Annotated in this window: 12 protein-coding genes and 2 tRNA genes; 8 read left to right on the top strand and 6 right to left on the bottom strand. The window is 63.5% G+C overall.

The window, feature by feature from the left end:
- Positions 1-49: 49 nt before the first annotated feature.
- Entirely contained in the window at positions 50-1,261 is a 1,212-nt protein-coding gene (locus ACFPAH_RS07525) for a DUF6538 domain-containing protein (protein ID WP_379743051.1), read from the bottom strand.
- A gap of 151 nt (positions 1,262-1,412) precedes the next feature.
- Positions 1,413-1,503 (bottom strand) — tRNA-Ser (locus ACFPAH_RS07530).
- A gap of 334 nt (positions 1,504-1,837) precedes the next feature.
- On the opposite strand from ACFPAH_RS07530, the gene ACFPAH_RS07535 reads away from it, so the two are divergent.
- From ACFPAH_RS07535 to ACFPAH_RS07545, 3 genes are all read left to right on the top strand, one after another.
- Entirely contained in the window at positions 1,838-2,539 is a 702-nt protein-coding gene (locus ACFPAH_RS07535) for a pirin family protein (protein ID WP_379743054.1), read from the top strand.
- Positions 2,540-2,577: 38 nt separating this feature from the next.
- Positions 2,578-2,988: a DoxX family protein gene (locus ACFPAH_RS07540; RefSeq protein WP_379743057.1), complete on the top strand. Its 411-nt coding sequence runs from the start codon at positions 2,578-2,580 to the stop codon at positions 2,986-2,988.
- A 118-nt stretch (positions 2,989-3,106) separates the two neighbouring features.
- Positions 3,107-4,051: a LysR family transcriptional regulator gene (locus ACFPAH_RS07545; protein ID WP_379743060.1), complete on the top strand. Its 945-nt coding sequence runs from the start codon at positions 3,107-3,109 to the stop codon at positions 4,049-4,051.
- Positions 4,052-4,105: 54 nt separating this feature from the next.
- Here the strand turns inward: ACFPAH_RS07545 and ACFPAH_RS07550 are convergent, their stop codons facing one another.
- Together ACFPAH_RS07550 and ACFPAH_RS07555 are read right to left on the bottom strand one after the other, a co-directional pair.
- The gene (locus ACFPAH_RS07550; protein WP_379743063.1) at positions 4,106-5,437 is read right to left on the bottom strand and encodes an AMP-binding protein; all 1,332 of its coding nucleotides are present in this window, start codon (positions 5,435-5,437) and stop codon (positions 4,106-4,108) included.
- Between the two features lie 172 nt (positions 5,438-5,609).
- On the bottom strand, positions 5,610-6,371 hold the full coding sequence (locus tag ACFPAH_RS07555; protein ID WP_379743066.1) for a hypothetical protein: 762 nt from the start codon (positions 6,369-6,371) through the stop codon (positions 5,610-5,612).
- A 148-nt stretch (positions 6,372-6,519) separates the two neighbouring features.
- Here ACFPAH_RS07555 and ACFPAH_RS07560 point away from each other — a divergent pair, with 148 nt between their 5' ends.
- Positions 6,520-6,846: a hypothetical protein gene (locus ACFPAH_RS07560; protein ID WP_379743069.1), complete on the top strand. Its 327-nt coding sequence runs from the start codon at positions 6,520-6,522 to the stop codon at positions 6,844-6,846.
- A gap of 8 nt (positions 6,847-6,854) precedes the next feature.
- Here ACFPAH_RS07560 and ACFPAH_RS07565 read toward each other — a convergent pair whose 3' ends face one another.
- Entirely contained in the window at positions 6,855-8,750 is a 1,896-nt protein-coding gene (locus ACFPAH_RS07565; RefSeq protein WP_379743072.1) for a PAS domain-containing protein, read from the bottom strand.
- Positions 8,751-8,988: 238 nt separating this feature from the next.
- The gene (gene acs, locus ACFPAH_RS07570; protein ID WP_379743075.1) at positions 8,989-10,986 is read right to left on the bottom strand and encodes an acetate--CoA ligase; all 1,998 of its coding nucleotides are present in this window, start codon (positions 10,984-10,986) and stop codon (positions 8,989-8,991) included.
- Between the two features lie 185 nt (positions 10,987-11,171).
- Between acs and ACFPAH_RS07575 the strand changes: the two genes are divergently transcribed.
- The 4 genes from ACFPAH_RS07575 to ACFPAH_RS07590 all read left to right on the top strand — a co-directional run bounded on the left by ACFPAH_RS07575 (position 11,172) and on the right by ACFPAH_RS07590 (position 14,418).
- Positions 11,172-11,783, top strand: a complete 612-nt coding sequence (locus ACFPAH_RS07575) for a TIGR00645 family protein (protein ID WP_379743077.1) — start codon at positions 11,172-11,174, stop codon at positions 11,781-11,783.
- Between the two features lie 19 nt (positions 11,784-11,802).
- Complete coding sequence (locus ACFPAH_RS07580; RefSeq protein WP_379743079.1) at positions 11,803-13,335, top strand: fumarate hydratase; 1,533 nt, start codon at positions 11,803-11,805, stop codon at positions 13,333-13,335.
- A 59-nt stretch (positions 13,336-13,394) separates the two neighbouring features.
- Positions 13,395-14,267 (top strand): glutamate racemase, encoded by an 873-nt coding sequence (murI, locus tag ACFPAH_RS07585; protein ID WP_379743081.1) that lies wholly within the window; start codon positions 13,395-13,397, stop codon positions 14,265-14,267.
- A 75-nt stretch (positions 14,268-14,342) separates the two neighbouring features.
- Positions 14,343-14,418: transfer RNA gene (locus ACFPAH_RS07590), tRNA-His, on the top strand.
- The last annotated feature ends 106 nt before the right edge of the window (positions 14,419-14,524 follow it).

The following is a 14,524-nucleotide window of genomic DNA, read 5'->3' on the forward strand; positions in this document are numbered from 1 at the left end:
TGTCGCCGGCCGAATATGAAAAGCAGTATTTCCAGCGGCTCGCGAGTGTCTAGAAAACTCGTGGCGATTCAGGATTCACTTGACACAGCTCATTCACGCGAGCGCCCGAGAACAGGCCAACGTGCGGCAGCCAGAACTTGTAAGCCTCGGTCTGGCTCTTGGCCAGCGCGGCCATCTCCGAGCCTTGGAAGAGTCGCTTCAATTCGTCCGGCTTGAAATGTCGTTGTCCGAATTCGGGGTCGCGACGGCTGCCCAGGTACTGAATACCTTCAACCGTGACCGTCATCGGCCAGCCTTTGTCTTGCCATCTGCCGCGGCAGTATTTCAGGAACGGCGCCATAGCGGCCATATATGTGCCGTCGAATGTGGCCTTACTCATTTCCCCTATCTGACGTTCAGCCACCTCGCGCAGAGTGATACCTTGCTGACGGCAGACATCACTCCAACGTGGTGGTAGACAGTGCACCGTGTCGAAAAATTCAAGAATGTCTGTTTGCGTCAGCGAACCAATAGGCTTGTTGCCCACCACCTGAAGCAGCGCCGGCATTACCGTCTTTACCTTCTTTAACATCGCCGGCTTTTGGAGTTTTTCGTAATATGCGATGTAAGCCTGCGTGACTTCGGACAGCATTGGCGTCAGGCGAGTGCCGACCGCGTTCGGCGTTGGCTCGTCTTTGCCTTCATAGCGATTCAGAAGTTTTTCGTTCGTGCGGATTGCAGTACGCGCAAAGGCCAACGTCAGCCGTTGCATGTCCGCCTCCGGCACATTAACGTCATATCCATACAAAGTCAGGAACTGTTCCAGCGCCGGGCGAATCCGGTCCACGTCTCCAATGGCTACGCCCATCTTTAACTCAAGATTGGCTTCGGCATAGCTGGCTTTGTATTGCTCGATGTCTTCGACGGTATAAGCTCCCGCCTTGCGACGTTGCTCATCCACGGTAAGACTGCCAGCCTCGAAGTGCGTACAGATAGTGTCAATTACCTCTGGTGTAAGCACATCGATACGCTGAACTTCGCGTAATTTCCAACGCGCAGCGGCTCGCGCGAGACGCTCGCGCGCCTTATCCCACTCGGCGTACAGCTTGGCATCTTCACGCCGCAGCCGCTCTACGGCAGTCCGGGAATCTTTGGTTTTTAAGGAAAACGTAACCTCTTTCTTGCCAGGGTACTGGCTCAAGATTTCGGTTGGGATACGACGGCGCAGGTAGTAGACGCCAGATTTTTTGTCGCGGACGAGGCCGGTAGGAAGCATGGGCATGAGTTCTGAATTCCCGGTTTCATGTGGTCAGAAACCAGTCAGGTCGGGAACTGCCGCCAGTCTTTGTGTAGAAGCTTTGTGTAGAACCCGAGTCGGAAAACCCCGTTATTTTACTGGGTTTTCCTTATGGAACAAGGGTTTAAAGCAATCTTGGCGGAGAGAGGGGGATTCGAACCCCCGGTAGGCTATGAACCTACACACGCTTTCCAGGCGTGCGACTTAAACCACTCATCCATCTCTCCTGCATGCTTCGCTCTCGCGAAGCCGCCTATTATAGCAACAATTCTCGGCAGTTCAAGCACAATCCTGCCATGCGCAAGGGGCGTGTCAACCTGTTGCTCCAGTCGGCGCTGCGCGAGGGTCACTGAGATACACGCAATGCAATGATCAGGGGCCGTAGCGCGTGGGCGGAGCCCACCCTACAACCGCGTTCCAACGTTCCCGATTCGAGTGCGCACGCTAGGCCAGCCGCTAGCGACGCGATCATTCAAATATTTTGAATGATGTCGTGAAACCCCACGACAAATCCCCCTGCCCCACGGTCGCATAATGACTCCATCAACCAAGGAGATCACCATGCTTACCATTCGCAAATCACAAGACCGCGGCCACGCTGACCACGGCTGGCTCAACAGCTACCACTCGTTCTCGTTCGCCAACTATTACGATCCGGCCCACATGGGTTGGGGCAACCTGCGCGTCATTAACGAAGACTGCATCACGGCGGGGGCCGGGTTCGGCAAGCACGGCCACCGCGACATGGAAATCATCAGTTATGTCCTGTCGGGCGAACTCGCCCACGAGGACAGCATGGGCAACGTCAAGGCGATTCCGCCGGGCGACGTGCAGCGCATGAGTGCGGGGACCGGGGTCATGCACAGCGAGTTCAACCATGCCAAGGGCGAAACCACCCATTTCCTGCAGATCTGGATCGAGCCGAACGTGCGCGGCATCCCGCCGAGCTACGAGCAGAAAGCGATTCCGCCTGCCGAGAAGCGCGGCGCCCTGCGCCTGATCGCCTCGCCCGACGGCGGCCACGATTCGGTCCTGATCCACGCCGATGCCTCCCTGTACTCGGGACTGTTCGACGGCGACGAACGGGCTGAACTGGCTATCGACCCGGCCCGCAAGGCCTATGTGCACCTGGTGCGCGGCGCGCTGGCCGTCAATGGCCGGGCCCTCGAAGCCGGCGACGCCGTCCTGCTCGACGGCGAAGACAGGATCACCCTGAGCGACGGCCGCGATGCCGAAGTCCTGGTGTTCGACCTGGCGGCCTGAAACGCATCGTTTAACGAGACAAATTTTGAGGAAATCCCATGATCAAGCAATATGACAATTCGCTGGCCCTGGTCGGCCGCCTGCTGCTCGCGGCGCTGTTCCTGCCGGCGGGCATCAGTAAAATCGCGGGCTTCGAAGGCACGGTCGGGTACATCGCCTCGGTCGGCCTGCCGCTGGCCTCGCTGGCGGCGATCGCCGCCGTGGTCGTCGAGGTCGCGGGCGGCCTGGCCCTGATCGCCGGCTTCCGCACGCGGATCGCGGCCCTGGTGCTGGCGCTGTTCACCCTGGCTGCCTCGGTCTTCTTCCACGCCTACTGGGCCGCGCCGGCCGACCAGCAAATGGTGACCGAGCTGCTGTTCTTCAAAAATATCGCGGTGGTCGGCGGCCTGCTGATGCTGGCGGCATTCGGCGCCGGTGCCTGGAGCCTGGACGCCCGCCGCAAGGCATAAGCTGCCCCCTACGCAAGCCGGCCGCTATCGCAGCGGCCGGCTTGTGCCGTCAGGGCGCGTCTTGCCGCGGGGGACGCGCCATGCCATCATTCAAAATGATTGAATTTTCATTTGCTCCATGCCTACACCGCGCGACGTCCTGACTCCTTCCGCCCTCGCCATGCTGCAAGTGATTGCCGATACGGGCAGTTTTGCTGCGGCGGCGCGCGCCACCAATATGGTGCCCAGTGCCCTCACCTATCGCGTGCGCCAGATGGAGGACGCGCTCGACGTGCTGCTGTTCGACCGCAGCTCGCGCCAGGCCCAGTTGACCGAAGCGGGTGCGGAACTGCTGCGCGAAGGCGCGGGCCTGCTGGCCGAGATCGACGCGGTGGCGAACCGGGTCAAGCGCATGGCAACCGGATGGGAGCCGGAGTTCACCGTCGCCATCGACAGCATCGTCGACCAGGCCACCGTGATGGAGCTGTGTACGCATTTTTTTGCGCTGAACCCGCCCACACGATTGAAATTGCGCGCAGAAACCCTCTCCGGCACGCTCGAGACCCTCGTGTCCGGGCAGGCCGACCTGGCGCTGGGCGTGGTCATGGACGACAACACCAAGACCGGCCTGCAGCGCGAAGCGCTTGGCACGGTCGACTTCGTGTTCGCGGTGGCGCCGCACCACCCGCTGGCGCAGTTGCCGGAGCCCCTGTCGGACCAGACGATCCGCCAGCACCGGGCCGTCGCGATTGCCGACTCGGTGCGGCAGGGCATGAGCATTTCGATCGGCCTGTTGACGGGACAGGATGTGTTCACGGTGGCCGACATGCCCGCGAAACTCGATGCGCAGCTGCGCGGCCTGGGCGCCGGATTCCTCCCCATCTGTATCGCCGGACCGTCGATCGACACGGGGCGGCTGGTCGTCAAGCGCGTCGAACGGGCGCAGCAGCAGGTCCAGTCCAGCTATGCCTGGCGCAAGAGCGGCAAGGCGGGCCACGGCCGGGCCTTGCAGTGGTGGCTGGAGCAGTTGCGCTCTCCGGTCACCCGCTCGGCCTTGCTGGGTGGACGCTACAGGCGGGTGTAAGGAAACGCCGGCATCCACGGGCCGCGGCCGGGCCGATTAAACGCCGGCAGCGCGCTAGGTCGGCGCCAGCGGAATATCGTTGACCACGAAGCACCGCTTGCGGCCGGGTCCAACGGCGATGTCCGGAACCTCGACACAGTCGAACTCGACGTCGCGGCCCCAATAACAGATCGGCCCGGCCAGCAAGGCGGCACGCTGGTCCGGTCCCAGCGTGCCGTTGCGCGGCACCACGCGCAAGGTCACCTTGCCGCGTTCCCGCTGGTACAGCTGGCAAGCCTTGATGAAATGCCAGGCGCAGGCGTCGAGTGCGATCGTCAAGCCTGGCAGCCGGTTGCCGTGGCGGTCCAGCACGAACTCCTGCAGCCGTCCGTCGATGTCATCGCAACGTCCGTCCGGGCCGATCAGGGCATAGTCTCCGGTGCAATAACGGATCAGCGGCATGACTTCATTCCAGAGCGAGGTGCCGACGATTTCATGGCACCCATGACTCAGGCGGTTCTCTGTCCAGCCGTACAGGGCCTGGAACTGGTAGGGACTCGCCCCGGCCTCGTCGTGCACGGCAAACGCGAGGTTCGTCCTTTCGGTCAGGCCATAGCTGATCGACACCGGCGCGTCGAACACGCGCGCGATCAAGGCCAGCTGGGCAGCGGACGCAGGCTCGGACCCCAACAGCACGCCGCGCAAGGGGAGGCCGAGGCCATGGCCGCGCTGGGCGAGCAGTTCCGCCAAGGCAAGGGCCGCGCTGGGATAGGCATGGATGAATTGTGGCCTGAAGCGCTCGATGGCGCGCAGGATGATGGACAAGCAGTCAGGCCGGACATGTTCCGGAGACAACATCAAGCGGTTGCCAAAGCGCCAGGTCGGCGCAGCTTCGAGCGGCCGGGTCGCATCGTAGCCAATGCGCAGGTAGCGCGACTTGTCGAAGTCGAATCCGAAGCGTCCCCATTCACCGACATAAAAGGCTTTTTCGATGTCGGTTTCGCGCTTGTTGCGCCAGACGCCGATGCCGGTGCCGGTCGAGCCATGGCTGGCGGCATAGAGCAGGAACCTGCGATCGATGCGTTCGTCGAGAAAGGCATGCTGCCTTTCCATCACCTCGATTTTGTCGATATACGGAAATTGCCCGATCAGCTCGGACACGGGTGCGTGCTCGAGCTCGCCGGCACCGAGCTTCACCTTGCCGCGGTAATACGGTACGTGGGTCACCGCCGACTGCAGTATCCGGCGCAAGCGCCGTTCGACGCTGGCTTCCTGCACATGCCGGCTGGCAGCCAGCAGCCGACGCACGAGGAAGTGGTCAGGGTGGTACAACATCGCTTTCGGGACGCACCAACGCCAACGATGGTATTGGTGCAGCAGTGCTGCTTTGAGTTGCTCGGCATCCATCAGTAACCCATGGCGTGGGAACGGCATCAGCCCGCTTGATCGACCTGCACTAACAACAAGGAGATTCTAGCCGCCCATCTCGCGCGCTGAGCTGACGCTTCCGGGGTGTTTGAGATGGCTCAGAGGGAGTCAATTCACGGGAACGCCTGTTACGCGCCGGCGGGATTGAGCTTTATGACAATATATTGACGGCACGGGCCGCCACCATCCCGACAGTCAGCAGCGAGGCAATCGACTGAACCATGAAGAGCAGCTTGACGCGTACGGTCAGCGGCATCGTGTCGGTCGGCGAAAACGCCGTCGCGTTGGTGAAAGACACAAACAGATAGTCGAAGAAACCGGGACGCCACCCATGGTGTCCCGGGCAGTCGGCACTCATCTGCGGAAACAGGAAGTCCGCAGCCGGTTCTTTTGCCGAGCCAGGAACAGCCGGGCCGCCGCTATCGAGGTTCCAGAACCATAGCGCAAACACCACGACGTTCGTAAACCAGATGTTCAAGGCGTCGACCAGCAGACTTTGTCCGGTCGCTTGCTTTGCCCCCTCCAGAAGCGCCCGCAGCACCACCAGCAGCGAATGGAAGTTAATCAGCGTGACGATGGCGGTCAAGAACATCGCAGCATGGCGGACAAGACGACGGGCACGCTCGATCCGCAGCCAATGATGCTCATCGGTGGCACGGCGCATCCGGTCGTGGGTCCAGGCAGTCGCGACCGATAGCGGGGCCAGCAGCGCCACCTCGACAGCCGATGCGAGCCACCAGGGGAAGACGGTCAGCTTATTGATCAGCAAGGCATTGAGTGCTGCCGTGACCAGGACCGCTCCCCGCGCGGTCCAGATGTCACGCATATGCCGCTCGAGTGCGTTTCCCGCGTCCAGCATGCAAGCTTCCTCGTCGATCGCGCGTTTTCCGGCCGGGCCGTCATGCTCCCGCATGGTACGAGTATGCACCCGATCCCTGCGCCGCAGCCAGCATACCTGTTGCCATTTGTGCCAAGGCGCGTTATGTTTCACCTGTCAGGCTCGCCACCGTGCGCCGCGCGGCAGCGCCCCCATCCACCTTCACGACGACAAGGACATCACGATGAAAGCGACGATCACCCCTGGTGACCCGCAGCCCGGGCAGTCAGCCACCCGCTCCATGCTGCGCGTCCTGCTCGTGACCGCCGCCATCCTGCTCGTTCCCTTGGTTGCCATGCAGTTCACCGGGGAAGTGAACTGGAGCGCCGGCGATTTCCTGGTCGCCGCCGTCCTGCTGGGCAGCACCGGGCTGTTATGCGAGTGGGGGACGAAAAAATTCCGTACTCGCAAGAGCCGCTGCATCGCGCTCGCTGCGATCGGTTGCGCCTTCCTCTTCGTGTGGGCCGAGCTGGCCGTGGGCATCGTCGGCAGCCCGCTCGCGGGTTCCTGAGCGGCTCGTCAACCGCCCCTGGCCGCCCGTCGCGGCAGGGTCATCACGAAACAGCTTCCCTTCCCCGCGCCCTCGCTGCGCGCGGCCACCTCGCCGCCGTGCATGGCCACGATGCTTTTTACCAGTGCCAGCCCCAGGCCCAGGCCGCCCTGTGAGCGGTCGGGCGTGCGTTCGCCCTGGCTGAACAGGTCAAACATGTTCGGCAGCAAGGCAGGTGCGATGCCGATGCCGGTATCGGTGACGCTGATCTCGACGCTGTGTTCGCTCGCGCCCAGCGCCAGCACGATCTGTCCGCCGGGCGGCGTGTATTTGGCGGCATTGTTGAGCAGGTTGGAGACGGTCTGGATCAGCCGGGTGCGGTCGGCATGGACGAACACCGGCTCGGCGCCGAATGCTGCCTCGAGCCGGTGGCCGCGCGCATCGATCAGCGGCCGGGCCTGCTCGACGGCGTGCGAGAGGACGAGGCGCAGGTCGATGTCGTGCTTGTCCAGCGCGATCATGCCGCGGGTGACACGCGATACGTCCAGCAAGTCGTCGACCAGCTCGGTCATGTGCGCGGCCTGGCGCGCGATGATGCGGGCGGCGTGGCGCACCTTGGTTTCGTCGTGCGCCGACATGTCGAGCAGGCGCGCGCCGGTGACGATCGGCGCCAGCGGGTTGCGCAGTTCGTGCGCCAGCATCGCCAGGAACTCGTCCTTGCGGTGGTTCTCGTCGCGCAGCCGCTGCTCCGCGCGTTTGCGGTCGGTGATGTCGCGCGAAATGCCCAGCAGGCCGACCACCTGCCCGCCCTTGTCGCACAGCGCGATCTTCATCGACAGCCAGATGCGCTGCTCGCCGTCTGGTGTCGGCACCAGCTCTTCGAGTTCCTCGCCGGCGCCGCTGTCGATGATGCGGCGGTCGTTGTCCATCACCTGGCGTGCCACCTCGGGATCGTTCAGGAACTCGGCGTCCGTGCGGCCAAGGATCTGGTCGACGGGTTTGCCGATCAAGGCAACGGCGGCCGGGTTGACGAAGCGCATCCGGCCCTGGTCGTCCTTCGCATAGATCACGTCGGGCGAGCTGTCGCTGATTGCGCTCAGCAGCGCCGTGCTTTCGCGCAGCGCCTGTTCGGCGTAATGGCGTTCCGACACGTCGCGGAAGTAGACGGTCAAGCCTTCTGGCGTCGGGTAGCAATTGCATTCGAGCCAAAGGTCGAGCGGAGCCGGATAATATTCCTCGAACTGGACCGGCTGGCCCGTGTTGACCGCCTCGTGATAGCTGTCGTAGAACCTGGTTCCGGCCGAGTAGGGGAACAGGTCCCAGACGCGCCCGCCGATCAGCTCTTCCGGGCGCATGCCCAGTATCTGCGCCGCGCGGTCGCTGACGACGGTATAGCGCCAGTCGCGGTCGATCACCAGCAGGCCGTCGGTGATGCTGTCGATCGTGTCGCGCAGTTTCCGGTTCGAACGGCGCAGGGCCTCCTCGCTGGCGGCCAGCGCCCGCTCCACCCGCACGGTCGCGGTGACGTTGCGGGCAAAGACGACGATCGCCGGTTCCGCATCGCCGTCGGCAGCGGCGGACACGACCTCGCCTTCCCAGAAACGCAGGTCTCCCGCCTGGCTGACCGATTCGAAGCGGTTCAGCTTCAAGGGCGCGCCGGTCTGCAACACCCGCAACAGCTGCGTTTCGAGCCCACCTTGCGCCGCGGCCGGGAAGACCTCGCGCAGCGGCCGTCCCAGCATCGGCAAGCCGGGCCGCAACTCCTGGCAGGCGCGGTTGGCGAAGGTGAAGCGCAGTGCCGGGCCGGCCAGGATGGCCACGCAGGCGTCGACGGTGTCGATCGCGCCCGCCAGGGTGGCGACGGGCAAGGCCTGCGGTGTGGCATGGAGCGGTAGCGGGGCGTCGGCGTTATCCGGGGATGGCATGGGGTACAGGTAGTTTCGCACGCAAGGACCACGGCGCACGAGTGAAGAAAGGAATGGCAACGGGCGCCAGTGTAACCCGTCTGCAGCGAGATCACAGCAAGGTCTTGCCCGATTTACATTGGATGCGCCGCCGCAGCCGGCGCTGCCTGAGCAACTGGCGAGGCATGAAAAAAGGCGGCCCGCACAATGCACGGGCCGCCTTGCATGGCGCTGTCAGGCCGATGCGGTCAAGGCCGCATCATGCCGATTCCTTGAGCTGGTCGAGGATGGCCGGGTTTTCCAGCGTCGAGACATCCTGGGTGATCGTCTCGCCCTTGGCCAGCACGCGCAGCAGGCGGCGCATGATCTTGCCGGAACGGGTTTTCGGCAGGTTGTCGCCGAAGCGGATTTCCTTCGGCTTGGCAATCGGACCGATTTCCTTGCCGACCCAGTTGCGCAGCTCGGCCGCCAGCTTCTTCGCCTCCTCGCCGGTCGGGCGCGCCTGCTTGAGCACGACGAAGGCGCAGATCGCCTCGCCGGTGGTCTCGTCCGGCTTGCCGACCACCGCCGCTTCGGCGACGATCGGATTGGCCACCAGCGCCGACTCGATTTCCATGGTGCCCATGCGGTGGCCCGAGACGTTGAGGACGTCGTCGATGCGGCCGGTGATGGTGAAGTAGCCCGTGTCCTTGTTACGGATGGCGCCGTCGCCGGCCAGGTAGTACTTGCCGCCCAGTTCTTCCGGGAAGTAGCTGGTGCGGAAGCGCTCCGGGTTGTTCCAGATCGTGCGGATCATCGACGGCCATGGACGCTTGACGACCAGGATGCCGCCCTGCCCGTTCGGCACGTCGGCGCCCGCCTCGTCGACGATCGCCGCCATGATGCCCGGCAGCGGCAGCGTGCAGGAGCCCGGCACCATCGGGGTCGCGCCCGGCAGCGGCGTGATCATGTGGCCGCCCGTTTCGGTCTGCCAGAAGGTGTCGACGATCGGGCAGCGTTCCTGGCCGACGTTCTTGTAATACCACATCCACGCTTCCGGATTGATCGGCTCGCCCACCGATCCCAGCAGGCGCAGCGAAGACAGGTCGTAGTTCTTCGGATGCACTTTCTCGTCCACATCCGAGGCCTTGATCAGGGAACGGATGGCGGTCGGCGCCGTGTAGAAGATCGTCACCTTGTGCTTGGCGATGGTTTCCCAGAAGCGGCCGGCGTTCGGGTAGGTCGGGACGCCCTCGAACACGACTTCGGTGGCGCCCACGGCCAGCGGGCCGTAGGTGATGTAGCTATGGCCGGTGACCCAGCCGATGTCGGCGGTGCACCAGAAGACGTCGTCCGGCTTGATGTCGAAGGTCCATTTCATCGTCAGCGCGGCCCACAGCAGGAAGCCGCCGGTCGAGTGCTGGACGCCCTTCGGCGTGCCGGTCGAGCCCGAGGTGTAGAGGATGAACAGCGGGTGCTCGGCGTCGACCCATTCCGGCTCGCAATCGGTGCTCTGGCTGTTGACCAGGTCGTGCAGCCAGAGGTCGCGGCCTTCGGTGAAGGCGATGTTGCCGCCGGTACGTTTATAGACGATGACATCCTTGACCGTGTCGCAGCCGCCCATGGCCAGCGCTTCGTCGACGATGGCTTTCAAGGGCAACGACTTGCCGCCGCGCATCTGCTCGTCGGCCGTGATGATGGCGACGGCGCCGGCGTCGATGATGCGTTCCTGCAGCGACTTGGCGGAAAAACCGCCGAAGACGACCGAGTGGGTGGCGCCGATGCGGGCGCAGGCCTGCATCGCGGCCACGCCTTCGACCGACATCGACATGTAGATGATGACGCGGTCGCCCTTCTTGATGCCGCGCGACTTCAGGCCGTTGGCGAACTTGCAGACGCGTGCGTGCAGGTCGCGGTAGGTCACGTTCGTGCTGCTGCCGTCGTCGGCCTCGAAGATGATGGCCGTCTTGTCGGCGTTACCGTTGATCAGGTTGCGGTCGAGGCAGTTGTAAGAGGCGTTCAACTGGCCGTCGGCGAACCATTTGTAGAACGGCGCGTTCGATTCGTCGAGCGTGCTGGTGAATGGCTTTTGCCAATCGAGGTGCTCGCGGGCCAGGCGCGCCCAGAAGCCCTCGTAGTCGCTGGCGGCATCAAGGCACAGCTTGTCATAGGCTTCCATGCCGGAGATAGCGGCGTTCGCCGCGAACCCGGACGGCGGCGGGAACACGCGGTGCTCCTGCAAGCCCTGGTTTTCCTGGTTGGTCTCGTTCTCGGCCATGCTAGTCTCCATCGTAGTAGTTGTCTCAGACACCATAGGCGCGCTCGCTTACTGAGCGCTTACAGCGCGCCGTCCCTATTCAGGTGCGATTTTACCAACCCGCGGCGAAACCGAGGCGGTCGTCTGCAAGCGCGCGCCGGCGGTGTAAAATGCTGGGCTGTATTTCGTCTGAATCCTGGAACCCGATGCCGCAACAAATCCCAAACAACGAAACACCGAAGCTGACTCCTCTCAGCAACCTGATTTTCGCAAGTCGCTGGCTGCAACTGCCGCTCTACCTCGGCCTGATCCTCGCGCAGTGCGTGTACGTGTTCCATTTCTGGGTCGAACTGAAAGACCTGATCGGCGCCGCCGTGGGCAACGCCGCCTCGCTCGACCATATCCTCGACGTCGTGACCGTGCCCGGTTCGGTGCGTCCCGACAAGCTGACCGAAACCACCATCATGCTGGTCGTGCTCGGCCTGATCGACGTGGTGATGATCTCGAACCTCCTGATCATGGTGATCGTCGGCGGCTACGAAACCTTCGTGTCGCGCATGAACCTGCAGGGCCACCCGGACCAGCCCGAGTGGCTGTCGCACGTCAACGCCTCGGTACTGAAAACCAAACTGGCCATGGCCATCGTCGGCATCTCGTCGATCCACCTGCTGAAAACCTTCATCAACGCCGGCGCCTACGAGGCCAAGGTGTTGATCGCGCAGACCGTTATCCATAGTGTATTTTTACTGTCGGCCCTGGCGATTGCCTACACCGACCGCATCGTGACCTCGACCCACCACCAGGCCAAGCCTCACTAACATCCATCCGAGAACAACCATGACAGTCATCAAACAGGAAGACCTGATCGAATCGGTCGCCGCCGCCCTCCAGTACATCAGCTACTACCACCCGGCCGACTACATCGAACACCTGGCGCGTGCCTACGAGGCCGAGCAGAGCCCGGCCGCGAAGGACGCGATTGCCCAGATCCTGACCAACTCGCGCATGTGCGCCGAAGGCAAGCGCCCGATCTGCCAGGACACCGGCATCGTCAACGTCTTCCTGAAAGTCGGCATGGGCGTGCGCTTCGAAGGCTTCAGCGGCACCGTCACCGACGCCGTCAACGAAGGCGTGCGCCGCGCGTACAACTTCGCCGACAACAAGCTGCGCGCCTCGATCGTGGCCGACCCGCATTTCGAGCGCAAGAACACCAAGGACAATACCCCGGCCGTGGTCCACATGGAACTGGTCGAGGGCAACACCGTCGACATCAAGATCGCGGCCAAGGGCGGCGGCTCGGAAAACAAGACCAAGTTCGTCATGCTCAATCCATCGGATTCCCTCGTCGACTGGGTCCTGAAGACCGTGCCGCTGATGGGCGCCGGCTGGTGCCCGCCGGGCATGCTCGGCATCGGCATCGGCGGCACCGCGGAAAAGGCGATGCTGATGGCCAAAGAGTCGCTGATGGAAGACATCGACATGTACGAACTCAAACAGCGCGGCCCGCAGAACAAGCTCGAAGAGCTGCGGATCGAACTGTGCGACAAGATCAACGCGCTCGGCATCGGCGCCCAGGGCCTGGGCGGCCTGACCACGGTGCTGGACGTGAAGATCAACATGTACCCGACCCACGCCGCATCCAAGCCGGTCGCGATGATCCCGAACTGCGCCGCCACGCGCCACGCGCATTTCGTGCTCGACGGCTCGGGCCCGGCCTATATCGAACCGCCTGCGCTGTCGACCTGGCCTGACGTGCAGTGGATGCCGGACACCGAAAAATCGAAGCGCGTCGACCTCAACACGCTCACAAAAGAAGAAGTCGCTTCCTGGAAGCCGGGCCAGACCCTGCTGCTGAACGGCAAGATGCTGACCGGCCGCGATGCCGCCCACAAGCGCATCCAGGACATGCTGGCCAAGGGCGAATCGCTGCCGGTGGACTTCACCAACCGCGTCATCTATTACGTCGGCCCGGTCGATCCGGTGCGCGACGAAGTGGTGGGCCCGGCCGGCCCGACGACCGCGACCCGCATGGACAAGTTTACCGACATGATGCTGGAAAAGACCGGCCTGATCTCGATGATCGGCAAGGCCGAACGCGGCCCGATGGCGATCGAGTCGATCCAGAAGCACAAGTCGGCCTACCTGATGGCCGTCGGCGGCTCGGCCTACCTGGTCTCGAAAGCGATCAAGTCGGCGAAAGTCGTCGGCTTCGAAGACCTGGGCATGGAAGCGATCTACGAGTTCGACGTGACCGACATGCCGGTGACGGTGGCGGTCGACTCCACGGGCACTTCGGTGCACAACACCGGGCCGAAGGAGTGGGCGGCGAAGATCGAATCGCTCAAGGGCATTCCGGTCAACGCAGCTTAAGCGCGTAGCGTGGGCGGCCATGCCGTCCACGCGTCCGACCGGCTCACCTTCCCGTCTCCATGACCGCCCCTTCCCCGCATTCCGATTCCCCCATCGGCATCTTCGATTCCGGGGTCGGCGGCCTCTCGGTCCTGCGCCACATCCGCGCGCAGCTCCCGCACGAACACCTGATCTACTTCGCCGACTCCGGCTTCGCCCCGTATGGCGGCAAGCCGGAGCAGCTCGTCATCGAGCGCGTGCTCGCGATCGGCGCCTTCCTCGTGGCGCAGGGTGCGAAAGCCATCGTCGTCGCCTGCAACACGGCCACCGTCGCGGCCATCGCCGTGCTGCGCGCGCGCTACCCCGGCATGCCGATCGTCGGCGTCGAGCCGGGCCTGAAACCGGCGGCTGCCGCAACGAGAAGCGGCATCGTCGGCGTGCTGGCCACCGAGCGCACCCTGCTTGGCCCCAAATTCCTGCTGCTGCGCGACCAGATTGCCGCCGGCACCGGCGTGCGCTTCCTGCTCCAGCCCTGCGCCGGCCTGGCCGACCAGATCGAATTCGGCCAACTCGCCTCCGAAGCGACCGACGCCCTGCTGCGGCGCTTCATCTGGCCCCTGCTCGACCAGGGCGCCGACACCTTGGTGCTGGGCTGCACCCACTACCCGCTGGTGCAGGCCTCGATCGAACGCGTGATCGCCGCCCACACGGCGCAGCCGGTGACGCTGGTCGACACCGGCGAAGCCGTCGCGCGCCAGCTCGAGCGCCTGCTGGCAAGCGCCGCCATCGCCCGCCCGGCCACGGCTGCCGGCGCGGCACGCCTGGACGGCTACACCAGCGCCAGCGCGGCCGCCCTGTCCGCCGCTTTCGGCGGCCTGCTGGGGCTCGACCCGCCGGTGCATGAGGTCGCCTCCGCGGACGGCGGCCCAATGTTGATCCGACAGAACAATTAGATTTGCCAGTTTGCTTTGGAGTTTGTATAATCTTGTTCTGTCTCGGCAGTGCCGGGATAGTAAAGTAAGACAGTGGTGGCTGTAGCTCAGTTGGTAGAGTCCAGGATTGTGATTCCTGTTGTCGTGGGTTCGAGTCCCATCAGCCACCCCAAGAATTCCTTTTCCTTGTTAAATCAAGGTCTTAAGGTCAGTCAGGCACTGATCGGTGTAGCACCAGGTAGAGCACTTGGTGTAGCACTTCCAAATTGTTCGCAGGT

The organism is Massilia sp. GCM10023247 (genome assembly GCF_042653325.1).
Lineage (GTDB): Bacteria > Pseudomonadota > Gammaproteobacteria > Burkholderiales > Burkholderiaceae_D > Telluria.